Consider the following 23,003-nt stretch of genomic DNA (forward strand, 5'->3'; position numbering starts at 1 on the left):
GATCGCGCGGATCCGGCCGCCATCGTGGTCGTGGCGGGTTTCCGTGGGGTGGGTACCAGGTAACAGGGTGGCGACATGAGCACGTCACATCAAGAGGCTATGGCCGCCGGGTAGTTCCTGGCTGGTGGGCAACTCGCCTCAATCGGGGCAAAGTTGACGCTGCGGAGGCGGCTGCGCACGCGGGGGCGCGGCGCGGTGCGCGGGGCGCGGGGGTACGGCGCGGGGTTCGGGGGTGCTGTACGCCCCGGACGGGCGGGGCCGGGATGCCGTACGCGCCGGGCCGGCGGTGGGCCGACGGGCCGGAGCGCTGTACGTGCAGGGTCGGCCGGGTGCCGGGTGCCGGGTGCCGGGTGCCGGGTGCCGGGGTGCCGTACGCGCCGAGCGGGCCGGGGCCGGTGTCTTGATCTGTGCGTGGCCGGTGGGGGTGGGGTCCGGAGCTCAGTTCCCCGTCGGCGCCGGGGCGTTCGCCGGCCCGGCCGGGTGCTCGGGTTCGAGTACGAAGACGGGGATCACGCGGTCGGTCTTCTCCTGGTATTCGGCGTACGGCGGATACGCGGCGACCGCGCGCTGCCACCACTGGGCCCTCTCGTCCCCGGTGAGTTCACGGGCCGTCATGCCCTGGCGTTCGGGGCCGTCCTGGAGATCCACCCGCGGGTCGGTCTTGAGGTTGAAGTACCAGACCGGGTGGCTCGGGAAGCCGCCCTTCGAGGCCACCGCCGCGTACCGCCCCTCGTGCTCCACGCGCATCAGCGGAATCTTGCGGATCCTGCCGCTCTTCGCGCCGCGCATCGTGACAATGACGACCGGCAGGCCCGTGTCCCAGAGCGTTGTGCCCTGTGTGCCGCCCGAACTCTCATACAGCTCGACCTGGTCGCGCACCCACTGCGCCGGACTCGGCTCGTACTCGCCCTCAAGAGGCATCGCATTCACCCCATCGTCGTGTACGGATGATGTCGGGACAGTCCAGCACAAGCCCCGCGCGAAGGGGAGACCGCCCTTCCCGCTCTGCCGACAACTTCAGGTGGGACGGCAAAGTTCCGCCTGTCGCACCCGGCGACCTCGCCCAGGTCAGGGACCACCTCCGACCTGGACGGTCTACTGACCGGACTCGACCGGCACACCGCCGCTCACCAGGAAGAATCCTCCGCCGGGCCCGCTACATGATCAACCCCGAGGGACTTGCGAACCCGACCACTTAGGCTGGGGGCGTGCTGCTGCGGGTCGATGTCACCTTCTGGGTCGTGCTCGGGCTGCTGCTGGTCGCGGCCGTGGGCGTGGCCGCGTTCGCGCGGCTGGGGCGGGCCCGTGAGATCGCGGTCGCGGGGATACGGGCCGCGGTCCAGCTCGGCGCGGTCTCGCTGGTGATCGGCTGGGTGATCGGGGCGGTCGCGCCCCTGCTCGGCTTTGTGGCGCTGATGTACGGCGTCGCCGTATGGACCGCGGGGCGGCGGGTCACCCGTAACCGGACCTGGTGGTGGGCCGCCCTGCCCATCGGGGCGGGGGTGGCGCCCGTCATGACCGTACTGCTGCTGACCGGCGTCGTACCGCTCAAGGGCATCGCGGTGATCCCGGTCGTCGGCATCCTGATCGGCGGCGCGCTCACCGCGACGGTGCTGAGCGGTCGCCGCGCGCTCGACGAACTGCACGCGCGGCGCGGCGAGGTCGAGGCCGGGTTCGCACTCGGGCTGCCGGAACGGGACGCCCGGATGGAGGTGGCCCGGCCCGCGGCGGCGGACGCGCTGCTGCCGGGCCTGGACCAGACGAGAACGGTCGGCCTGGTCACCCTCCCGGGCGCCTTCGTCGGCATGCTCCTGGGTGGCGCGTCCCCCGTACAGGCGGGCGCGGTACAGCTCTTCGTGCTGGTGGCACTGATGGCGGTTCAGGCGGTGGCGGTGGGTACGGTGCTGGAACTGGTCGCCAGGGGGCGGCTGAACCGGGATGAAACGGAAGACCCGCAGAGGCGGTGAACAGCGAGGTGCTGCTCACCGCGTCCGTTCGGCGGCAGGCGCGGACCGGCGTCAGTTCACCATGTGCCCGACGAGGTCGGCGGCCCGCGTGGTGCCGCCCTCGGCTCGCGCGTCGGCCTGGAGCGGCGTCGAACGGCGGGTGACCCCCGGGCCGGCGACGAGTTCCATCTCGTCGGCGAAACGCGGGTCCACGGCGAATGGGGCGCGGTCAATGCGTCACTTGCCGGACAGATGCGTGCGCAGCACCGTGTCCAGGGCTATGGGTTCGCGGCCGAGCAGGGTGGCCAGGGTCGGGTCCACGGCGGCGAATTCGCCGGCGCGGCCGGCGGCGAAGATGCCCAGTAGCTGATCCGCCGTTTCTGCGGGGGCGCCGTTGCTCACCAACTGCTTGCGGAACTGGTCGTCGGGTGTGGTGGTCCTTGTGATGGTGCGGCCGGTGACTTCGGTGGCGATGGCGGCGATGTCGTCGAAGGTGAGCGCCTGTGCCGCGGTGAGCGGTGGCGTGGGGCCGTCGAAGAGGCCTTCGGCGGCCAGGATGGCGGCGGCCGCGTCGGCGAGGTCGGGGTGCGCGGTCCAACTGACCGGACCGTCGGCGGGGAGCGTGATCTGGCCGGACTCCATGGCATGGCCCAGGAACCGCACCGCGCTGGCCGCGTAGAAGCCATTGCGCAGCGAGGTGAACGGCACGCCGGAGGCGCGCAGTGCTTCCTCGGTGGCGGCGTGGTCGCGGCAGGCCTGGAAACGCGACGAGGGGCCGGCGCCCATGTGGCTGGTGTAGAGGATGCGGCGGGCGCCGGCCGCGACAGCTCCGTCGATCGCGGCGCGGTGCTGCCGTACGGCCTCCTCGCCCAGCGTGTCAACAGAAACGATCAGCACCTGCGAGGCGCCCTCGAAGGCGTGGGCGAGGCCGGCGGTGTCGGTGAAGCTGCCTTGCCGTACCCGCACTCCCCGGTCGGCGAGAGCCTGTGCCTTCTGCGGGTCGCGGACACTGACGCCGACCCGGTCCGCCGGCACGCGTGTCAACAGCCTCTCGACGATCTGGTGCCCGAGCTGTCCGGTGGCTCCGGTCACGATGATCATGATGCCCTCCAGTGAGCTGTTTCCAGTGGAATCACTTGAAGAGTATCATTGATAATAACGTCGGAAGCGTGCACGCGGTATCGTTGATACATGTCACCACGTCCACAGAGCGGGAGCGGCGCTTCCGACGCCGCGGCCATCGGTCGCGAACAGACCCGGCAGCGGGTCATCGACGCTGCCATCGACCTGCTGACGCGCGGGGGCCGCGACGCGGTCACCACCCGCGCGGTCGCTGATGCGGCGGGCCTGCAGCCGCCGGCCATCTACCGGCTGTTCGGTGACAAGGACGGGCTGCTCGACGCGGTGGCCGAGCACGGCTTCGCCGCGTTTCTCGCCACCAAGCACATCGACCCCGACCCGCGGGACCTCATCGAGGACCTGAGAGCCGGCTGGGACGTCGCGGTCGAGTTCGGTCTGGCCAATCCCGTGCTGTACACGCTGATGTACGGCGAGCCCACGAGAGCCGGCTCGGCCGCCTTCAAGGCCGGCATGGAGATTCTGATGGGCCGTATCCGGCGCCTCGCCGCCGGCGGCTGGCTCCGCGTCGACGAGGAACTCGCGGCCCAGATCATCCATGCGACGGCGCGCGGCGCGGTGCTCACCTGGCTGTCCCTGCCGGAACACCGGCGCGACCCGGCCCTGTTGACCACTCTGCGGGAGTCCATGGTCGGCGCCGTGACCAACCAGCAGCCGGCCGTGCGGGACGCGGGGCCGGCCGGTGCTGCCCGCGCATTGCGCGCCGCGCTGCCCGAACAGATGGCCCTCAGCGGCGCGGAGCGGCAGCTGCTGAAGGAGTGGCTGGACCGCCTCGCCGCCGACGAAGGAGCCGCCGCCGATTGAGGCGTCGGCGGCTTGTGCGCAGCAGGTCGTACGGGCCGTACAGGCCCGAGTGAGGGGGGCCTACGACCTCGTGTGCAGGCGGATTTCGCCCGTCGGGAGTGCTTCCACTCGTAGTTCGGTCAGGTCCTGGACGTGGATGTCCGGGGTCAGTGCCGCCGCCCGCGGGCCCACGCCCACCACGCGCATGCCCGCCGCGCGGGCCGCCGTGATGCCCGCTTCCGAGTCCTCCAGCGCCACGCAGTCCTCCGGTGCGAAGCCCAACTCGGCCGCGCCCAGCAGGAAGCCCTCCGGGTGCGGCTTGCTCGCGGCGACGCTCTCGGCGGTGACACGGGTCTTGGGCATCGGGAGTGCGGCCGCGGTCATACGGGCCTCGGCCAGGGGGACGTTCGCCGAGGTGACCAGGGCGTGGGGAAGGGCGGCGATGGCCGCCATGAAGGCGGGCGCGCCGGGGATCGGGACGACGCCCTCGGTGTCCGCGGTCTCCTCGGCCAGCATCCGCTCGTTGTCGGCGAGGTTCAGTTCCATGGGCCGGTCGGGCAGCAGGGCGGCCATCGTCGCGTACCCCTGGCGGCCGTGGACCACCTTGAGCACCTCCTCCGGGTCCAGCCCCTGGCCGACCGCCCAGCGTCGCCAGATGCGCTCCACGGCCGCGTCGGAGTTGACGAGGGTGCCGTCCATGTCGAGCAGGAGGGCGCGGGTGGTCAGGACGGACACGGTCGTCGTCGTGGTGGCGGTGGTGGCCGTCATCGGCGTGACTCCAGAGGTGCGGGAGCGGAGACAAACGGGACAGGGGCAACGGCAGCGACCGGGCGTGACGCGCGGACGGAACAGGGTGGGCAGACGGAGCAGGGCGGGCGGGCGGAACAAGGCAGGCAGAGCAGACAGAAGCGGCTCCGCCCGCCGGTCAGGGTATACGGGCGGAACCACTTTGTTTCGACACTATACAAAGCGAGCTCAGTTCCGTCGACCGTGGCCCCTCGTCTCGGCCTCCAGAGCCCGCCGGGTGTTCGGTCCGTAGATGCCCTCCGGGTCGCCCTCGATGCTCTTGTACGACTGGTAGATGTGTACGGCGCGCTCGACGCGGTCGTCGTACTGCCCATCTGCCTGGCCGCGGAACAGCCAGACCTCCTGGAGCCGGTATTGCAGCTCCACCACCTCGGGGCCCGAGTCCCCCGGCCCGAGCGACCCGCCCTGCGGTGCCTGAGAGGGGCGGCGCGGGGGCGGGGGCGGCTGGGACGAGGGGGTCTTCGGCGGGGTGCTGGACGGGCGCGGGGCGGAGGTCGGCGGCGGGTCGGCGGCGGGCGGGACCTCGCTGAGGGTGGGTGTTGGGGAGGGGGAGGGCGTGGCGCTGGGGCTGGGGAAGGCGGAGCGGGTCGGGGACGCCAAGGACCTCGACGGCCCCCTCGGTGCCGCGACACCCACGGTCGGCCGGTCGCGCGTCTGCTCGGGCAATGCCTGTTCCGCCGGCTCGTCCCGCGAGAACAGCCCGCCCGCGAACGCCGCCGTCCCGATCACCGCCAGCGCCGCCGCGCCGATCACCAGGGCCCGGTACCGCTTGCGGCGCGGTGGCGGCGGCGCCGGGTAGAAGCTCGCGGGAGGCGGTACGGGTGAGCCGGCTGCGGGCGCGAGGGGCGGCATCGGGCCCGCGGTACGGAAGGCCGGCGGCGGCCCGGCGCTGTCGTCGTCCGCGTCGAGTGTCACGTACGGCCGTACGCGCAGCGGGTTGAAGTCCTCGGCCTCGGCGATCTCTTCGGCGGCGGCGCGCTGGAGGCCCGCCTGCCGGGCGGCCTCGGCTTCCGCCGCGGCGTTGCCTTCGGCCCCGGCTCGGGCGGCGGTCGCTTCGGCGGTCCCGGCGCCGGCCGCTCCGGCGGCCTGTGCCTCCGTACTGGCGGCCTTGGCCGAAGTCGCGGCAGCAGCCCCCGCGCCGGCCGCCGATGCCTCCCCCGAAGCCCCTGCCCCAGCCACCGGCGGCACCACCCCCGGCACCACCGCCCGCAGCACCATCGTCGTCTCGGCGTCCGGCTGCGCCTGCGCCTCCGTCGGCCGCGCCCCCTGCGCCTCCGCGTCCCGCCGCCGCGCCTCCGCCGGTTCCTTCCGTATCGCCTCGCACCCGCAGCCGGGTCCGCCTCCGGCGGTGCGCGGCGTACCGCATTCGGGACAGAGCTGTCCGGTCAACGTGGGTCCCCTCCCCTTGAACTGCCGCCGATTATGCAGGCCGTGTGAGAACTGTGTGCGCGCCCCCAAGCCCTTCGGTCGCCCTCCGGCAGTCCTCTGGCAGTCCTCCGGCCGCACTCAGCGGGCCATAACGGGACACAACGGTCAGGATGGAAACCCCCGGTGGATCCAAGGAGATGTCCCGATGGTTCAGCATGTGAGCACCCCCGTCATGCGTCCGGTCCCAGCCGAGGACCGGAGCCAGCCCACCGTTCTGGTCATCATCGGCGCCCTGCTGCTGGGCCTGCTGCTCGCCTCGCTCGATCAGACCATCGTCTCCACCGCGCTGCCGACCATAGTCAGCGACCTCGGCGGTCTTGAACATCTGTCCTGGGTGGTCACCGCCTATCTGCTGGCGTCGACCGCCGCCACCCCGCTCTGGGGCAAGCTCGGCGACCAGTACGGCCGCAAAAGGCTCTTCCAGATAGCCATCGTCATATTCCTCGCCGGTTCCGCGCTCTGCGGCACGGCCCAGGACATGCCCCAGCTCATCGCCTTCCGCGCGCTCCAGGGCCTCGGCGGCGGCGGGCTGATCGTGCTGTCGATGGCGATCGTCGGCGATATCGTCCCGCCGCGCGAACGCGGCCGGTACCAAGGGCTGTTCGGCGCGGTCTTCGGCGTGACCAGTGTGCTCGGCCCGCTGCTCGGCGGCTTCTTCACCCAGGAGCTGAGCTGGCGGTGGGTCTTCTACGTCAATCTGCCGATCGGCGTGGTCGCGCTCGCGGTCATCGCCGCCGTCCTGCGCATACCGGTGCACGCGACCCGGCACACCATCGACTACCCCGGCACCTTCCTGATCGCCTCCGTCGCCACCTGTCTGGTCCTCGTCGCCTCGCTCGGCGGTACGACCTGGGCCTGGGGCTCCGCCGAGATCATCGGCCTCGCCGCGCTCGGCGCCGTACTGCTCCTTCTGTTCATGGAAGTCGAGCGGCGCGCGGCCGAACCCGTCCTGCCGCCACGGCTCTTCCGGCTCAGGACCTTCACACTCGTCGCGGTCATCAGCTTTGTCGTCGGCTTCGCGATGTTCGGCGCGATGACCTATCTGCCGACGTTCCTTCAGGTCGTCCAGGGCGTCACCCCCACCATGTCGGGGGTGCATCTGCTGCCCCTGGTGGCCGGGCTGCTGATCACCTCCACCGTGTCCGGGCATCTTGTCAGCCGGACCGGCCGCTGGAAGGCGATACCCGTGCTGGGCGCGGCCGTCACCGCCGTGGGACTGCTGCTGCTCCATCAGCTCACCGTGACCAGCTCCACCTGGGAGACCAGCGCGTATCTCTTCGTCTTCGGCGCGGGCCTCGGACTGGTCATGCAGGTTCTGGTCGTGGTCGTGCAGAACGCCGCCAGCTACCGGGACCTGGGCGTCGCCACCTCGGGCGCGACCTTCTTCCGCTCGATCGGCGCGTCCTTCGGTGTCGCGATATTCGGTACGGTCTTCAGCAATCTGCTCGCCGCCCGGCTGACCCATACCCTGGCCGGCCAGCCGCTGCCGCCCGGTGTCGGTCCTGGCCGGCTGTCCGCCGATCCGCGGGCCATCGAACTGCTGCCGCCCGCGCTGCGCGCCGACGTACTGCGCGCGTTCTCGACGTCCATCACCGATGTCTTCCTCTATGCCGTGCCGGTCGTGGTGCTCGCCTTTGTCGTCGCCTGCTTCCTCAAGGAGGAGCCGCTGCGCGGTTCGGTGACCGCGCCCGAGGCCAGCGAGACCCTGGCGGCCAACCCGGTCGAGCGCTCCTCCCACGACGAGGTCGCCCGCGCGCTCTCGGTGCTCGGCACGCGTGAGGGCCGCCGCCGGATCTACGAGAAGATCACCGCGAAGGCGGGGTACGACCTGCTCCCCGCGGCCAGTTGGCTGCTGCTGCGCATCCGGCGGCAGGGCTCCGTACGGCCCGGGCTGCTGGTGGAGCGCCTGACCGTACCGCTCAGGTCCGTCACCGACGCGTCCCGGCAGGTGGAGGAGCGCGGCCTGGCCAGGCGCGAGGGCCTCGAACTGACCCTGACCGCACGGGGCGCGGAGACCGCCGAGGCGCTGGCGAAAGCGCGCGAGGAGTCCCTGACGGAGCTGCTGGGGGACTGGTGGCAGCCGGACCGGCCGGCGGCGGAGCTGGAGCGGCTGGTACGGAACCTCAACAGCGAACTGTGCGGCTCCACCGGCGAACGCCCCCCGGCCCCGGCCCCGCCGAGGGACCACGCGGCCTGAGCCGGACCGCCTGCCGGTTCACCGGACCCGCTCCCGTCCCGGGATGTCCCTGCCGTACCAGATCTCGCTGTACGGGCCCGGCTCGCCGTACGGCGGGATCTCCCGGAAGCCGTGCTTCACGTACAACCCCCGCGCCTCGACCAGATCGAGCCGGGTGTCGAGTACGAGCCGCCGGGCCCCGAGCCGTACCGCCGCCTCCTCCAGGGCGGCCAGCAGCGCCCCGCCGCCTCCGGTGCCGCGTACGGCGGGGCTCACATACACCCGGGTCAGCTCCGCCGTCTCCCCGTCCCCGTCCAGCAGCCGCAGCCCGCCGCAGGCCTCGGCCCGGCCGCCGTACCGGCCGACGACGAACTCCCCGGTGGGCGGTACGAGTCGGTCGGCCGGGTCGGCCGCGTCGTCTGTGAGTCCCTGGTCGATCTCGGCGTCGGTCGCGGGGCGTCCCCAGTAACGGCCGGCGACCTCGGCGTAGTAGGCGCGGCGGAGGCGGGTGGCGTCGGGGGTGGTGAAGGGTTCGGGGCGTACGGACCAGGTCATGGCGGAATCGGTACCAGCAGGTGGGGCTGTCGGGCCACCGGATTACGGGCACCCTCGCCGCGCTCCCGGACGGCTCAGGCTCAGGCCAGCACCCGCGCCAGCGCGAAGCCGTCGTACCCCTTGGTGCCCACCGTCTGGACCGCGGTCGCGGAGAGGCGGGGGTTGGCCGCCATCAGTTCGGTCATACGGCGGGTGCCCACCACCGAGGGGTCGTCGCTCGACGGGTCGGCGACGGCTCCGTTTCGTACGACGTTGTCCACGACGATGACACTGCCCGGGCGGGTCAGCTTCAGCGACCACTCCAGATAGTGCGGATTGTTCCGCTTGTCCGCGTCGATGAAGACGAAGTCGAACGGGCCCGCGCCCTCGGCCTCCAGCACCGGCAGCGTCTCCAGCGCCGGCCCCGTCCTGACCTCGGCGATCTTGTCGAGCCCGGCCCTGGCGAGGCTGGCGCGGGCGACCTCGGCGTGGACCGGGTCGTACTCCAGGGAGATCAGCCGGCCGTCGTCGGGCAGCGCACGGCCCAGCCAGATGGTGCTGTAGCCGCCGAGCGTGCCGATCTCCAGGACCGTGCGGGCGCCCTGGATGCGGGCGAGGAGGTGCAGCAGCTTGCCCTGGTTCGGGGCGACGTTGATGGCGGGCAGGCCGGCCGCGTCCGCGGTGGTCAGCGCCGCGGTGAGCGCTTCGTCGGCGGGGGCGAGCTGATCGGTGAAGTAACGGTCGACTGCGGTCCACTGCTCCTGGGACATGTGGGACATGGGGGCCTCTCGTCCGTGTGCGGGTGTGCCGAGTTAGTTTCCGCTGGGAACATACCTCAGGGCCTGGGCGCGGCAATGGCCCTCGGGGCGCGGGCAACGGCCCTTCTCGTACGGGCGGGTGGCCGCTCGGCGTACCGATCGGTGGCCGAAAGGTGCCTATTTACCCCGGCATGTGACCTGCCTAGTGTGTTCGTGCCCGCCGCCGGGCGGGGCGTGCATGGCATATATGGCGTACATGGCTGGGGGGTCATCGGCATGCGTTCATTCGGTGTTTCGGGAATCGGTGCCGCAAGAAGGCGTCTGGTGGCGGGGGCCGCCGCGCTGGGGGCGGCCGTCGCGATGTCGGGGGCGATGAGCACGCCCGCGTAGAAGGTGCGGACCGTGACGGTCAGTACGACCCTGTCGGAACCGACCAGCCTCTTCTGGAATGTCGAGGCGGAGGTGGGATTCGGGGTGCAGAAGTCCTACGCCACCACCGACACCCTGTCGAACACGGTCTCGGCCACGGTTCCCCCGGGCGGTTACGGCTTCTACAAGGGGGTGCGTGTGGTGGAGGGGACGTACGGGCGCTCCTGGTGCCCGGACGGCACGGTGTGGCGGGACATCAACGACGACCAGTACTACCGGACCTATGCGCTCGTGCCGGACGAGGGTTACGTCACCTGCGGTGAGACGCCCGAGCCCGGGACCGTACGGGCCCTCGCCGCCGAGCGGCTCAAGCCGAACTGCGACTGACGGTCCGACTGACCGGCTGACCGGCTGAGACTGACTGACCGCACGGCCTGCGAAGGCCCCGATCGATCGACCTACCGCACAGGGCCCGCGAAGGCCCGCTCACGCACCGCCGGACGGCGCCGCAGCTCCCCGGGAGCCGCGGCGCCGACTCGCGTACCGTCCCCGTAGCCCTCCTAAACCCCGAAGCGAGGGTCATCGGCGCGAAACAGGGGTGACAGTCAGGCGAAGAGGGGGTTGCCTGAGTCTTCCCGAGGGGGCAGTGCGAGGCTCTTGCCCCAGAGACGGCGGTCACGGCCGGCAGGCACGGCGGTCATGGCCGGCCGTCACGGCGGTTTCGGCGGTTTCGGACGGAGGGTCGGCGCGGCGTGGTGAATGCGGAGCACAGCGTGCACGGCGGTGCGGCGGCGGGCGGCGCGGGAACGGGCTTCGGCACGGCCCGCGCGGTGCTCTGGCTGCTCGCCGCCGTACTGGCGGTCAGACAGGCGGCGGCCGTCCTGAGGCAGCCGCCCGGCCGGCGGCTCACCGATCTGGAGACCTGGATCGGCGAGAACGGCGTGCTGCACATGACGGGCTCGCTGTACGACACCGGGAAGTTCACCGGGACGCCGTTCGCCGGGCTGGTGCTCAAACCGCTGTCGCGCGCGGCCCAGGAGAGCCTCGGCATCGCCTGGACCTTCGGGACGCTGCTGCTGGTCGTCGCCCTCGGCCTCGTCGTCGCCCGCGCGCTCCCCGGCCGGATCTCCCGCCGTACGGGACTGCTCGCCGCGCCCGTCACGATCAGCCTGCTCATGCTGTCCCTGCCGGTGCGCAACAGCTTCTACCTCGGCCAGACCAGCATCATCCCCGTCCTGCTGGTGCTGGTCGGCTGCTTCGTCGTACGGGGCGAACGCGGCTCCGGCGTCCTCGTGGGGATCGGCGCGGCCCTCCAGCCCGCCGTCCTGCTCTTCGCGCCCCTGCTCTGGCTGACGGGCCGCAAGAAGGCGGCCGTGTCATCGGCGGGGACCTTCGCGGTCTGTACGACGCTGGCCTGGGCGGCACTGCCGAGCGACTCCTGGGCGTACTGGGTGCACCATGTCGCGGGAGCGGGCCTCGGCGAGCGCCCCGACAGCCTCGCCAACCAGTCCCTGCACGGCGCGCTGCTCCGGCTGGGCCTGACCGGCCCGCTGGAGATCGTCCTCTTCGTCGCCCTCGCCGCGGCCGTCGTCTTCTTCGGGCTGCGCCGCGCGGTCCGTTACGCCCGCGACGGACAGCTACTGCTCGCCGTCGCGCTGACCGGCTGTGCCGCGATCGCGGTCTCGCCCACCGCCTGGCAGCACCAGCTTCTGTGGGTGCTGCTGGCGCTCGTCGGCCGGGTCGGTACGCGGGCCAGGGACCGGCTGGTGTGGCCGGCGGTGGTGGTGCTGGTGATGACCCTGCCGGGGAAGATGCTGCTGCCGAACCTGGAGGTGCTGTATCCGCTGCGGGACAACGTGCCGCTGCTCGCGGCGCTCGCGGCGGCCTGCGCGGTGCCGTTCCTGACCCGCGCCTCGCCGTATTTCGAACAGCCCGTCGCGACCGAGTACGCGCGGCCGGTGCCCGCGCGCTGGCGCCGGATCCCGCTGCTGCCGTTCTGGCGGCGGCTGCTCGGCCGCCCCAATCTGCTGCTCGAACTGCTCGCCATCCGCGTCGGCTACTCCGTCTACTCCCATATCCGGCTCGCCGCGACCGGGGGCCGCGAGGCCGCCGAGGCGCACGGCCGCGAGATCGTCGCCGTCGAGCGTGCGCTGGGCATCGACATCGAGCACACGCTCAACCACGCGGCCGTGAAGGCGGAGTGGGTGGGGAGCTTCTTCAACTTCTACTACACGTCCTTCCACTTCGTGGTGCCGCTGACGATCCTCGGCGTCCTGTACGTACGCCGGCCCGCCGACTACCGCTGGGCGCGCTCCTCGCTCGGCTTCGCCACCGTCCTCGCGCTGCTCGGCTTCTGGCTCTATCCGCTGGCGCCGCCGCGGCTGATGCCGGGGATGGGCTTCATCGACACGGTGCACGGGCCGCAGGATCTGACGAACCCGGACTACGGGGCGCTGACCGCGCTCACCAACCAGTACGCGGCGATGCCCTCGCTGCACTTCGGGTGGTCGCTGTGGTGCGGTCTTGTGATCGTCGTGCTGGCGCCGAAGACCTGGATGAAGCTTCTCGGGCTGCTCCATCCGCTCTTCACGGTCTGCGCGATCGTGGCCACGGCCAACCACTGGGTGCTGGACGCGGTGGGCGGGGCGGCGGTGGTGGGGGCGGGCTTCGGGCTGACATACGTACTGGCGGGGCCGAGGAGGCTGCTGCCGAAGGAGGTGGCGCGGTCGGATCCGTTCCCGAAGGGGGCGGATACGGCCGTGCCGGCGCGGGGAGCGGTACGGGAAGCCCAGTAGACGCGGGTCTTAGCGCGGCTCGGGCTCAGCGTGGCCCGGCCGGCGGCTCGGGCGGCTCGGGCGGCTCGAAGACCGGTTCCGCGTCGAACACCGCCCTGCGGGTCGCCCGGCGCAGCGCCTTCAGTACGGTCGCGCCGACCGTCAGCGTCAGTACGACCGTGAGCACGGCCCGGCCCAGGTCCCAGCCCAGAGAGGTCACCGCGCAGTACGCCAGGAAGCGGACCAGGTTCTCGTGCAGCGGGTCGCCAGGGTGGAAGGAGATCCCGGACGAGGGCCCGCCGAGCCCGCCGATGGTCGTCCAGCCCTGGAGGTTGGTGACCGTACCGTACGCGAACGCCGCGGCCGCCCCGTACAGCGCCAGCATCAGCAGCTCACCGCGCCCGCGCAGCCGGTCCGGCCCCGGCAGCAGCCCCGCGCCCATGGTGAACCAGCCCATCGCCAGCATCTGGAACGGCATCCACGGCCCCACCCCGCCGGTCAGCAGCGCGGACGCGAAGAGGGTGACCGAGCCGAGTACGAAGCCGAATCCGGGGCCGAGGACCCGGCCGCTCAGCACCATCAGGAAGAACATCGGTTCCAGGCCGGCCGTGCCCGCCCCGAGCGGACGCAGCGCCGCGCCCACCGCGGCCAGTACGCCGAGCATCGCGACGGCCTTGGCGTCCAGGCCGGAGTCGGCGATCGTCGCGACCACGACCGCGACGAGGAGGGGGAGCAGGGCGGCGAAGAGCCAGGGCGCGTCCTGGGAGTGGGCGAGGCCGGACGACGGATCGGCGAGCAGCGGCCAGCCGAAGGCGGCGATCCCGATCGCGGTGACGAGGACGAGGGCGCAGACGGCGCGGGGGCCGAGACGGACGGGGCGGACTGGGCGGGCCCCCGGGGTCGGGGTCACTCGGCGGCCTCGCCGTATTCGCGCAGGGCCGTACGTATCTGACTCACCGTCAGCCATGCGCTCGGCGCCATGACCTTCGCGACCTGGGGCGCGAACGCCGGTGACGACACCACCACCTGGGCTGTCGGACCGTCCGCCACGATCTCGCCGTCGGCCAGGATGACCACGCGGTGGGCCAGTTCGGCGGCCAGTTCGACATCGTGCGTGGCCAGGACGATGGCGTGCCCCTCGGCGGCGAGCCCGCGCAGCACGCCGACCAGTCGGGCCTTCGCGGCGTAGTCCAGACCGCGGGTCGGCTCGTCGAGGAGCACCAGGCGGGGCCGCCCGGTCAGTACGACGGCGAGGGCCAGCGCGAGCCGCTGCCCCTCGGACAGATCACGCGGATGCGTCCCGTCCGCCACCTCCGGCAGCAACTCCCGCACTAACGCCCGGCAACTGCCCGCCACGGCCCCCGCGTCCCGGTCCGCCGCCGCGCACTCTGCGGCGACGGTGTCGGCGTACAGCAGATCGCGCGGCTCCTGCGGTACGAGCCCGACCTCGCGGATCAGCTCACGCGGCGGGGTACGGTGCGGGGCGCGGCCCGCGACGAGCACGGAGCCGGTCGCGGGTGCGACCATCCCGACCAGGGCGCCGAGGAGGGTCGACTTCCCGGCCCCGTTACGCCCCATCAAGGCGACGGCCTCCCCGGCCTCGACGGTCAGCGACACCTTGCGGAGAGCCTCGACGCGCCCATGCCGGACGGTGAGCCCGGCGACGTCGGCGAGGGGTTCTCCCGGGCGCGCGGTCGGGGCCGTGGCGGCGCCGCGGCGCCGCAACAGCCGTCCGAACCGGGTCCGGCCGGAGACGACGCGGGACCCGCCGCCCGGAGCCACCTTGTCGGGCGCCACGCCGTCGGGTGCCACCTCATGGGGTGCCTTCCCGGCGGCTGCCACCCCGCCCGGCGCCACCCCGTCGGGTGCCACGTCGGCGGGAGCCGTCCCGGACGGTGCACCCCCGGCCGGGGCAGGCCCGCTGGGCGCTGCCCCGCCCGGGGGTGCTGCGGCGGGTGGGGCCCCGTCACGTGGTGCTTCGCCGGTGGCGGTCTCGCCGGTGGCGGTCTCGCCGGTCGGCGCGTCGAAGGAGCTGGCCCGGGCGGATGCCTTCCTGGCGGGCGCCACCCCGTCCGGGGCAGGACCGGCCGGTGCCTTCCCAGCGGGTGCCACCTCGGCGGGCGCCAACCCGAAGGGCGGCGCAGCACCCGCCGGAGAGCCCTCGGAGGCAGGTGCCTGGCCGGCACGCACGGTCGCGGCCGTCGGCGTCCTGGGTGCCGTGCCCGGTTCCGGCTCCCGCCCCGCCAGGCGTTCCCGCAGCCCCTCCGCCCTGCGTCTCGCGTCCCGTACCGACAGCGGCAGCGGGTCCCAGCCGGTCAGGCGGCCCAGGGCCACCACCGGGGGGTGTACCGGGGACATCGCCATGATGTCGGCCGGGGTGCCTGCCACCGGGGCCCGGCCGGGGCCCGGGAGCAGGATGATCTGGTCGGCGTACTGGACCACGCGTTCCAGGCGGTGTTCGGCGAGCAGGACCGTTGTGCCCAGGTCGTGTACCAGGCGCTGGAGGACCGACAGGACCTCTTCCGCCGCCGCGGGGTCCAGCGCCGAGGTCGGTTCGTCGAGGACCAGGACCCTGGGGTGCGGGGTCAGGACCGAGCCGATCGCCACGCGCTGCCGCTGGCCGCCGGAGAGCGTGGCGATCGGGCGGTCGCGGAGGTCGGCCAGGCCCAGCAGGTCGAGCGTCTCCTCGACCCTGCGGCGCATCACATCGGACGGCAGGCCCAACGACTCCATGCCGTAGGCGAGTTCGTCCTCGACCGTGTCGGTGACGAAATGGGCGAGCGGGTCCTGGCCCACCGTGCCGACGAGATCGGCGAGTTCACGCGGCCGGTGGGTACGGGTGTCGCGCCCGCCGACCGTGACCCGGCCGCGCAGGGTGCCGCCGGTGAAGTGCGGGACGAGGCCGGACACCGTACCGAGCAGCGTCGACTTCCCGGACCCCGACTGCCCCACCAGCAGCACCAGTTCGCCCTCGGGGACCGTGAGATCGACCCCGCTGACCGCGGGCGCGGAGGCGTCCCCGTACACCACCGACACCTGATCGAACCGGATCACGGTCCACTCTCCTCGACCAGAGACACGGGCGCAGACACAGGCACAGACAGGGGCGCAGGCGCAGGCGCGATCCACGCCGGCAGCAGCCCCAGCAGCACCCCCGCCGCCGGCCACAGCGGCAGCGCCGGCGCCGTCAGCGGTACGACACCCGGGTGCAGTGCGCCGGGGTCCACCGCGTCCGCGACGGCCATCAGCGCCGCGACCGCCGCGCCCGACCCGGCGACGAGCCAGGCGCGTACGCCCCACCGGTCGGGCCGGTAGCGGGTACGGACCGACCGCCGGCCGCCCAGCCACAGCCCGCCCACCGCCGCGGCGAGCCCCGCGCCCAGCAGCGGCAGCCCGTACCCCGCGCCCGCCGTGGCGAGCAGACCGTACGATCCGGCGCAGACGCCCAGCAGTCCGCCGAGGGTGAGCGCGGTGGTGGTGTGCCGTACGAGGGGAGGGACCTGGGCCGTACGCCCGTACCCCCGCGCGTCCATCGACGCCGCGACCGCCACCGAACGCTCCAACGCCCCTTCCAGCACCGGCAGTCCGATCCGCAGGAGCGCCCCGAACCCGCCGGCCGTCCGGCCGCGCAGCCTGCGGGCGGTGCGCAGCCGGACCGCGTCGGCGACCATGTTCGGCGCGAAGGTCATGGCCACCACGACCGCCACCCCCGCCTCGTACAGCGCGCCCGGCAGCGACTTGAGCAGCCGGGCCGGGTTGGCGAGCGCGTTCGCCGCGCCGACGCAGATCAGCAGGGTGGCCAGCTTGGCGCCGTCGTACAGCGCGAAGACGAGCTGCTCGGCGGTCACCCGGCCGCCGATCCGAATCCCCGCCGCCCAGTTGGGCAACGGCACTTCGGGCAGCGTGAACAGCGGATGCGAACCGGGGACCGGCGAGCCGAGCAGCACCGAGAACAGCAGCCGGATGACCAGGACCGCCAGCCCGAGCCTGACGAACGCGGCGTACGAACGGGCCCAGGGCGCGTCGGTACGGCGGGCCGCCACCACATAGCCCGCGACCCCCACGAGCAGGGCGAGGAGGAGAGGGTTGGCCGTACGGGACGCGGCGGTGGCCAGACCGAGCGCCCAGAGCCACCAGGCCCCGGCGTGCAGGGCGTTGGAGCGGGTGGCCTCGGGCGCGCGCAGCGCGGAGGGACGGCCAGGACGGCCAGGACGGTCCATGGTGCGGCTCGTGCCGCGGCTCGCGGAACGGTCCGCGGAACGGCTCGCGGTACGGGTCGCCGCGCGGGGCGCGGTGGTACGCGGCGTGGCGGGCCGGGTCATGGCGTACGGCTCGGGCTCATCGCGGACGCGTCGCGGGCCGGTCATCCGCGCCGGCGGCGGGCCCGGCGCAGACCGGCGGCGGCGAGGACGAGAACGGCGGCGGCTCCGGCGAGAAGACCGATGGAAGGACCGCTGTCGCCCTCGGGTTCGGGATGGCTGCCGGGCTCGGTGGGGGCCGGGGCGCCGCTGGACGTCGGAGCGCCGGAGTCCGTAGGAGCGCCGGAGTCCGCCGGAGCGGTCGGCGCGCCGGTCCGGTCCGTACCGTCGTCCGCCACCTGCTCACCGCACCCCGACTCCGGGTAGCCGGATATCGCGCAGAGCAGGGCGTTGGAGTCGTACCGCAGCGGCTTCGCGATCGCCGCCAGCGCCTCCGCCGCCGTCGCGTCCTCCCCGAGCCTGGCGCACCCGGTGCGGGGAGCGGGCGGGCGCTCGCCGTCCGGGGCATCGGCGGCCGTACCGTAATCGACGACCACGGCGATCCGCTTGCGCCCGGTCTCCTCGGGCGTGGCACCGCAGACCGCCGCGAAGCCGGCCTCTTCGCGCGGCCGGGACGCGTCCGCGCTGTCCGCGCTCACCGCGAAGCGGAAGCCCACGACGGTGCCGTCGGCGGGCCGGGCCGTGGCCGGGCCCTCGGCGGCATAGGTCCAGGCGCCGCCGTCGCTCTCCCAGAACGACCAGTAACGGTAGCCCGCCGCCTGGGCGTTCCCCGTCCCCAGGACCAACGCGGTACCCAGGACGAACGCGCCGACCAGAGCCGCGTACACCACCGGAGCCGCGTTCACCAACAGCCGGAAGCGCCGCGTGCCGGTCACGGCTGCTCGCTTCTCTTGCGCCCGTTGATCAGGAAGGGCATGCCCGCGCAGACCACCACCGCGATCCCGAGTATCCACAGAATCCCGCCGTCGCGGCCGCTGTTCCCGACGCTGCTGGTGACCGCCGCCGCGGGAGCGGGCGCGGAGGCCATGGCCTTCGGCCTGGGCCCGGTCGCGTTCAGCCGTTCGACGAGGTCGATCCCGCCGAAGTTGCGCGGGTCCGTGCCCGTGGCGTGCGCGGCGAAGATGAGCTGCGCGTAGGCCGCGGGACCGTTCTCCTGGGCCCAGGCGCCCGAGTTCCGCTTCAGCCACTCCAGGGCGCCCGAGGCCTGGTCCCCGTATCCGGCGGCCGTCAGCGCGACGACGGCGTCCGCCGTATTGCCGGTGTCCGGCAGCGGCTCGCTCTCCTCCGCGCCCGGCATCGGCGGCTGGTCGAGATGGCCCTTCGCGGCGAGCGCGGACGCCAGATAGGCGGCGCCGTTCCTGGCGACCCGCTCAGGACCGGGATCGGCCGTCGGTACGCAACTCGGCGCGGGGCCCGCGTGCACCGGCCAGGCCATCATCCGCTTGCCGAGCCCGCCGAGGACCGCCGCCGCGGTGGCATCGTCATTGGCGGTCAACCCGCCTGCCTTGTCCGGCTGGTACGCGAAGGCCCCCGCGTCCGCGCCCTCCGCCGCGTCGCACGGAATCGCGAGGGCGACCAGCGCGTCGTACGCGTTCCTGTCCTCGGACGACCGGAGGGAGCTGGGCCGTACCCCGGAGGTGGTCAGCGCGCCGATCACCAGCGAGGTGGAGTTCGCGTCGGTCGGTGTGCCGGGGAGATAGCCCCAGCCGCCGTCCTTGTTCTGTACGGACCGGAGCCAGCCCATCGCCTTTTCTATGGCGGGCCGTTGACCGCCGAGCGTGGAGAGCGCCTGGATGGCGGCGGCGGTGGCGTTGGTGTCGACCGCCGTCTTCGCGTCGCAGGGGACGGCGGGATCGGGGCGGTACGCGGGGAACGCACCGTTCGCGCACTGCTGGCCCTTCAGCCACGCGACGGCCTGGTCCGCCGGGCGCACCCCGGCCGCGAACTGCCCCATCATCGACAGGGACTGGCGCCACACACCGTCGTAGGTGGGGTCCTTCTCGCCGTAAAGCCCTGGCGGGAGGGCGGCGGGCGCGGGGGACGGTACGGAGGGCGAGGGCGAGGCTTCGGGGGAGGCGCCGGAAGAGGCGTCGGCGGAGGAGGCCGGGGAAGGGGCCGGGGAGACGGGGACATCGCCTCCCGCCACGGCGGCCGGCGCGAACGCCACGCCGAGCAGGGCCGATACGGCGAGCGCCGCTGCACAGCGGCGAACGGTGGTCATGCGGCTAGGGCCCTCTCCTGCGGGAGCCGGCGCGGGCACACCACCGCCCCTTCCGGCGGGGGCCGGCCCGCGCCACGGCGGGCCATCCACCCCTGCCGGTCGCGGCATTGGGCACCAGACTCCGGCTCCGTAATCCTCGACGATGCCGGCCACCGGCGGTTTCCGGTGGCACGAGCCGGTCACGACCGCGTACGGGGCGTTCCGGCTGCGCCGCCGGGCGAGGGCGGCTCACGGTTGCGGGTCAGCGCCGGTTTCGCACCGGCTTTCCCCCGTACGGGCATGATGACGACCCGCCCACTCTATCGGCCGCACAGGACACGCTGGTGCCGGGACCGCTGGGGGTACGGGCCGGGTGCGGCTGGGACCGCTGGGCGTACGGGCCGGGGGCACCCCGTACCGCTTCCGGCGGGCGCGCGGCCTGCGCCGGGGCACCCCGTACCGCTTCCGGCGCGCACTCATCCCGTACCCCGACTCGTACGCGCACCGCACCCCGGCCCGCACACGCGCCCCACTCCGGGGCGAGTCCGACATCTCCGTACCCGGTGCGCCATGTCGTCCGACGGGCGGGTTAAGTCCGGCGAACAGTGGGGAAACACTTGCCCGTTGCGGCGTGGCCCCTCTTGTTGGCAGTGTGTCTACGCGCGTATCTTGAGCCGGCTTTCTGGCTTCTCGTACCACTCCTTCACACCATGTCCGCCCTACCGCCACGCCTTTGACCGCACCCCCCGCGCCAGCACGCACCCGACAGAACCCGTAGCAGAAAGAGCCCATCGTGCCCCAGTCCATACCCCCGGCCCCGCGCGGTCGGCGCGCCCGCCGTATCGCCCTGGCGCTCCCCGTCGGCCTCGTCGGAACGCTCATCGCGCTCCCGTTCACCGCGCAGGCGGCCCCGTCGGCCGACGCCGTGATCGCAGAGGTCTACGGCGGCGGCGGTAACTCCGGCGCTTCCCTGACCAATGACTTCATCGAGCTGGGCAACGCCGGCAGCGGGGCCTTCGACCTCACCGGCTGGTCCGTGCAGTACCTGCCCGGTGCGCCGACCGCCAGCTCGAAGTGGCAGGTCACCCCGCTGTCCGGCGCCATCCCGGCCGGCGGCAGCTACCTCGTCGCGGAGAGCAAGGGCACCGGCGGCGACACCCCGCTGCCCACCCCCGACGCGAGCGGCGCCATCGCGATGTCCGCGACCACCGGCACGGTCGCGCTCGTCCACTCCACCACCCCGCTGGCCTGCCTCAACGCCGCCGACTGCGCGGCCGACGGCACCATCAAGGACCTGGTGGGCTTCGGTACCGCGGCGGTCCGTGAGACCTCGCCGGCCGCCGGCGCGAGCAACACCGCCTCGGTCTCCCGCAACGCGGCCCTCGCCGACACCGACAACAACGGCGCCGACCTGACCGCGGGCGCGCCCACCCCGCGCAACGCCGCGGGCGGCGGCAGCGACCCGGGCGACCCGTCGCCGTCGCCGAGCCCCAGCACCTCGGAGCCGGCGCCGGACCCGACCCCGGGCCCGCTGCGGATCCATGACATCCAGGGCAACACCCGGATCTCCCCGCACAACGGCGAGACCGTCACCAATGTCCCCGGTGTGGTCACCGGCGTACGCTCCACCGGCTCCTCGCGCGGTTTCTGGATCCAGGACACGCAGCCGGACAACGACCCGGTCACCAGCGAGGGCGTCTTCGTCTTCACCGGCTCGACCACCCCGCAGGTCAAGGTCGGCGACTCGGTGCTGGTCTCCGCGAAGGTCGCCGAGTACTACCCGGGCGGCGCCTCCTCCGGCGCGCAGTCCCTCACCGAGCTGAGCGGCCCGACCACGGTCGTGCTGTCCTCCGGCAACGCGGTGCCGTCGGTCGAGCTGGTCAGCTCCAAGACGCTGCCCAAGGAGTACGCGCCGAACGTCGGCGGCGAGAGCATCGACCCGCTGACGCTCCAGCCCTCGGTGTACGCGATGGACTGGCTGGAGTCCCGTGAGGGCATGGTCATCCAGGTCGGCGACAGCCGGGTGGTGGGTGCCTCCAACTCGTACGGCGAGACCTGGATCACCACGCACCCCACCAAGAACCCGACGCCGCGCGGCGGTGTGATCTACACCGACTACGACGACCCGAACCCGGGCCGTCTGCTGGTCACCGCGCTGACCGCCGACAAGCCGGTGGCCAATGTGGGCGACACCCTCAAGGGCGCGACCGGTCCGGTCGACTACGGCACGTACGGCGGCTACAGCATCCAGGCGACCGCTCTCGGCGCGGTCACCAAGGGCGGTATCCAGCCGGAGGTCGCGGAGAAGGGCGACTCGGACGAGCTGTCGGTCGGCACGTACAACGTCGAGAACCTCGACCCGACGGACCCGCAGGACAAGTTCGACCGGCTGGCCCAGGGCATCGTCAAGAACCTCGCCTCGCCCGACATCGTGAGCCTGGAGGAGATCCAGGACAACAACGGCGCGAAGAACGACGGTACGGTCGCGGCCGACCAGACCCTCGCTAAGTTCATCCAGGCCATCAAGGCCGCGGGCGGCCCGGCGTACGAGTGGCGCTCGATCGACCCGCAGGACGGGACGGACGGCGGTGAGCCGGGCGGCAACATCCGTACCTCCTTCCTCTACAACCCGCTGCGTGTCACCTTCGTGGACCGCCCGGGCGGCAACGCCACGACCGGCGTCGAGGTCGTCACGTCCGGCGACCGGAAGAACCAGGACATCACGCTGTCCGTCTCCCCGGGCCGCATCAACCCGGGCTCGGACGCCTGGCGCAGCAGCCGCAAGCCGCTGGTCGGCGAGTTCTGGTTCCGCGGTTCGCAGGTCTTCGTGATCGGCAACCACTTCAACTCCAAGGGCGGCGACCAGCCGGTCCACGGCCGCTTCCAGCCCCCGGTCCTCAGCTCCGAGACCCAGCGCCTGGCCCAGGCCAGGGAGGTCAACGCCTTCGTCTCCGACCTGGTCGACAAGGACAAGAACGCCAAGGTCGTGGTCCTGGGTGACATCAACGACTACCAGTTCTCGGCCCCGCTGGACGTCCTGACGGGCAAGGTCCTCAAGGACCTGATCAACACGCTCCCGAAGAACGAGCGCTACAGCTACGTCTACGACGGCAACTCGCAGACCCTGGACCACATCCTGGTCAGCAAGGGCATCAAGAACCCCGAGTACGACGTGGTCCACATCAACGCGGAATTCGCCGACCAGGCGAGCGACCACGACCCGCAGGTGGTCCGCTTCAAGTAACTCCGCCTGAGCGGCCCGCTTTTACATCTGTGGCGTGTGCGCGGCAGTCCCTGTTCCGGGCCTCGCGTACACGCCACAGTCATGTTTGCTGTTGCTAGGTTCACGGGAGCAACGGAACGAAGCGATCGGCCATCATCGACTCGGCGGGGACGGGGGCGCATGGAACTCAATGAGAAATGGCGCGGTGTGGTGGGCGAGGAGGGGGACCCCGGAGCCGGTATGCGTCTGGCTTCCGCCGGTGCTCCACAAGCAGGCCCGGGCGCCGGTCTTCAGGCCGACCCGGTGTCCTGGACCACCGCGGGCGGTGTCGCGGGCACGCTGCGAACCTCCGCCGCCGCCTCCGTCACCGACCTGGAGACAGCCCTCGAAGGTCTCGCCGCCGCCACGGCGGGCTTTGGCGCGACGGCCGCGGTGGAGGGGATCCGTACCGGCTGGAAGGACCGGCTCACTTCCGTACGGGACGAGTGCGGGCGGCTCGACGGCGCGCTGAGAAGCGCCGGCCGCGACTTCGGCGAGCGCGAGACCACGACCAGGGACACGATGCGGTCCGCGGTCCCCGAGCAGCCCACGAGCGGGGGCTGAACCGGC

At 72.8% G+C, this 23,003-nt stretch carries 19 protein-coding genes and 1 riboswitch; of the genes, 7 read left to right on the top strand and 12 right to left on the bottom strand.

What is annotated here, in order from left to right:
• Positions 1-438 precede the first annotated feature (438 nt).
• Positions 439-921 carry a nitroreductase family deazaflavin-dependent oxidoreductase gene (locus tag ACFU9P_RS09505; RefSeq protein WP_384078444.1) on the bottom strand — a complete coding sequence of 161 codons (483 nt, stop codon included), beginning with the start codon at positions 919-921 and terminating at the stop codon, positions 439-441.
• A 287-nt stretch (positions 922-1,208) separates the two neighbouring features.
• On the opposite strand from ACFU9P_RS09505, the gene ACFU9P_RS09510 reads away from it, so the two are divergent.
• Positions 1,209-1,967, top strand: coding sequence for an ABC transporter permease (locus tag ACFU9P_RS09510; RefSeq protein WP_376377277.1), 759 nt, complete (start codon positions 1,209-1,211; stop codon positions 1,965-1,967).
• A 51-nt stretch (positions 1,968-2,018) separates the two neighbouring features.
• Here the strand turns inward: ACFU9P_RS09510 and ACFU9P_RS09515 are convergent, their stop codons facing one another.
• Positions 2,019-2,159 (bottom strand): hypothetical protein, encoded by a 141-nt coding sequence (locus tag ACFU9P_RS09515; protein ID WP_384078445.1) that lies wholly within the window; start codon positions 2,157-2,159, stop codon positions 2,019-2,021.
• 24 nt (positions 2,160-2,183) lie between these two features.
• Complete coding sequence (locus tag ACFU9P_RS09520) at positions 2,184-3,047, bottom strand: NAD(P)H-binding protein (RefSeq protein WP_384078446.1); 864 nt, start codon at positions 3,045-3,047, stop codon at positions 2,184-2,186.
• 90 nt (positions 3,048-3,137) lie between these two features.
• On the opposite strand from ACFU9P_RS09520, the gene ACFU9P_RS09525 reads away from it, so the two are divergent.
• A complete protein-coding gene (locus ACFU9P_RS09525) occupies positions 3,138-3,887 on the top strand; it encodes a TetR/AcrR family transcriptional regulator (RefSeq protein WP_376377284.1) in 750 nt (249 codons plus the stop codon).
• 60 nt (positions 3,888-3,947) lie between these two features.
• On the opposite strand, the gene ACFU9P_RS09530 is transcribed toward ACFU9P_RS09525, so the two are convergent.
• Positions 3,948-4,634 (bottom strand): HAD-IA family hydrolase, encoded by a 687-nt coding sequence (locus ACFU9P_RS09530; RefSeq protein WP_384078447.1) that lies wholly within the window; start codon positions 4,632-4,634, stop codon positions 3,948-3,950.
• 207 nt (positions 4,635-4,841) lie between these two features.
• Positions 4,842-6,062 (bottom strand): peptidoglycan-binding protein, encoded by a 1,221-nt coding sequence (locus tag ACFU9P_RS09535; protein WP_384078448.1) that lies wholly within the window; start codon positions 6,060-6,062, stop codon positions 4,842-4,844.
• Positions 6,063-6,246: 184 nt separating this feature from the next.
• On the opposite strand from ACFU9P_RS09535, the gene ACFU9P_RS09540 reads away from it, so the two are divergent.
• The gene (locus ACFU9P_RS09540) at positions 6,247-8,298 is read left to right on the top strand and encodes an MFS transporter (RefSeq protein ID WP_384078449.1); all 2,052 of its coding nucleotides are present in this window, start codon (positions 6,247-6,249) and stop codon (positions 8,296-8,298) included.
• Between the two features lie 18 nt (positions 8,299-8,316).
• Here the strand turns inward: ACFU9P_RS09540 and ACFU9P_RS09545 are convergent, their stop codons facing one another.
• Both ACFU9P_RS09545 and ACFU9P_RS09550 read right to left on the bottom strand, forming a co-directional pair.
• Positions 8,317-8,832: a GNAT family N-acetyltransferase gene (locus ACFU9P_RS09545; protein WP_384078450.1), complete on the bottom strand. Its 516-nt coding sequence runs from the start codon at positions 8,830-8,832 to the stop codon at positions 8,317-8,319.
• Positions 8,833-8,912: 80 nt separating this feature from the next.
• Complete coding sequence (locus tag ACFU9P_RS09550; RefSeq protein WP_384078885.1) at positions 8,913-9,581, bottom strand: O-methyltransferase; 669 nt, start codon at positions 9,579-9,581, stop codon at positions 8,913-8,915.
• Between the two features lie 390 nt (positions 9,582-9,971).
• Here ACFU9P_RS09550 and ACFU9P_RS09555 point away from each other — a divergent pair, with 390 nt between their 5' ends.
• Together ACFU9P_RS09555 and ACFU9P_RS09560 are read left to right on the top strand one after the other, a co-directional pair.
• On the top strand, positions 9,972-10,325 hold the full coding sequence (locus tag ACFU9P_RS09555; RefSeq protein ID WP_384078451.1) for a hypothetical protein: 354 nt from the start codon (positions 9,972-9,974) through the stop codon (positions 10,323-10,325).
• 365 nt (positions 10,326-10,690) lie between these two features.
• Positions 10,691-12,733, top strand: coding sequence for a bifunctional glycosyltransferase 87/phosphatase PAP2 family protein (locus ACFU9P_RS09560; protein WP_384078452.1), 2,043 nt, complete (start codon positions 10,691-10,693; stop codon positions 12,731-12,733).
• A gap of 25 nt (positions 12,734-12,758) precedes the next feature.
• Here ACFU9P_RS09560 and ACFU9P_RS09565 read toward each other — a convergent pair whose 3' ends face one another.
• From ACFU9P_RS09565 to ACFU9P_RS09585, 5 genes are all read right to left on the bottom strand, one after another.
• A complete protein-coding gene (locus ACFU9P_RS09565) occupies positions 12,759-13,679 on the bottom strand; it encodes an ECF transporter S component (RefSeq protein WP_384078453.1) in 921 nt (306 codons plus the stop codon).
• Entirely contained in the window at positions 13,619-15,766 is a 2,148-nt protein-coding gene (locus ACFU9P_RS09570) for an ATP-binding cassette domain-containing protein (RefSeq protein ID WP_384078454.1), read from the bottom strand. Before ACFU9P_RS09570 ends, ACFU9P_RS09565 begins: the two co-directional genes overlap by 61 nt.
• Positions 15,763-16,932 carry an energy-coupling factor transporter transmembrane component T gene (locus ACFU9P_RS09575; protein ID WP_384078888.1) on the bottom strand — a complete coding sequence of 390 codons (1,170 nt, stop codon included), beginning with the start codon at positions 16,930-16,932 and terminating at the stop codon, positions 15,763-15,765. The genes ACFU9P_RS09570 and ACFU9P_RS09575 overlap by 4 nt, the downstream gene beginning before the upstream one ends.
• A 143-nt stretch (positions 16,933-17,075) precedes the next feature.
• Positions 17,076-17,846: an SCO2322 family protein gene (locus ACFU9P_RS09580; RefSeq protein ID WP_384078455.1), complete on the bottom strand. Its 771-nt coding sequence runs from the start codon at positions 17,844-17,846 to the stop codon at positions 17,076-17,078.
• Complete coding sequence (locus ACFU9P_RS09585) at positions 17,843-19,192, bottom strand: prenyltransferase/squalene oxidase repeat-containing protein (protein ID WP_384078456.1); 1,350 nt, start codon at positions 19,190-19,192, stop codon at positions 17,843-17,845. The genes ACFU9P_RS09580 and ACFU9P_RS09585 overlap by 4 nt, the downstream gene beginning before the upstream one ends.
• Before the next feature lie 194 nt (positions 19,193-19,386).
• Positions 19,387-19,461: riboswitch (cobalamin riboswitch) on the bottom strand.
• Between the two features lie 503 nt (positions 19,462-19,964).
• Here ACFU9P_RS09585 and ACFU9P_RS09590 point away from each other — a divergent pair.
• Positions 19,965-22,415, top strand: a complete 2,451-nt coding sequence (locus tag ACFU9P_RS09590) for a lamin tail domain-containing protein (protein WP_384078457.1) — start codon at positions 19,965-19,967, stop codon at positions 22,413-22,415.
• A gap of 159 nt (positions 22,416-22,574) precedes the next feature.
• A complete protein-coding gene (locus tag ACFU9P_RS09595; protein WP_384078458.1) occupies positions 22,575-22,997 on the top strand; it encodes a hypothetical protein in 423 nt (140 codons plus the stop codon).
• Positions 22,998-23,003: the final 6 nt, after the last annotated feature.

The organism is Streptomyces sp. NPDC057617, assembly GCF_042800555.1.
Classification (GTDB): Bacteria; Actinomycetota; Actinomycetes; order Streptomycetales; family Streptomycetaceae; genus Streptomyces.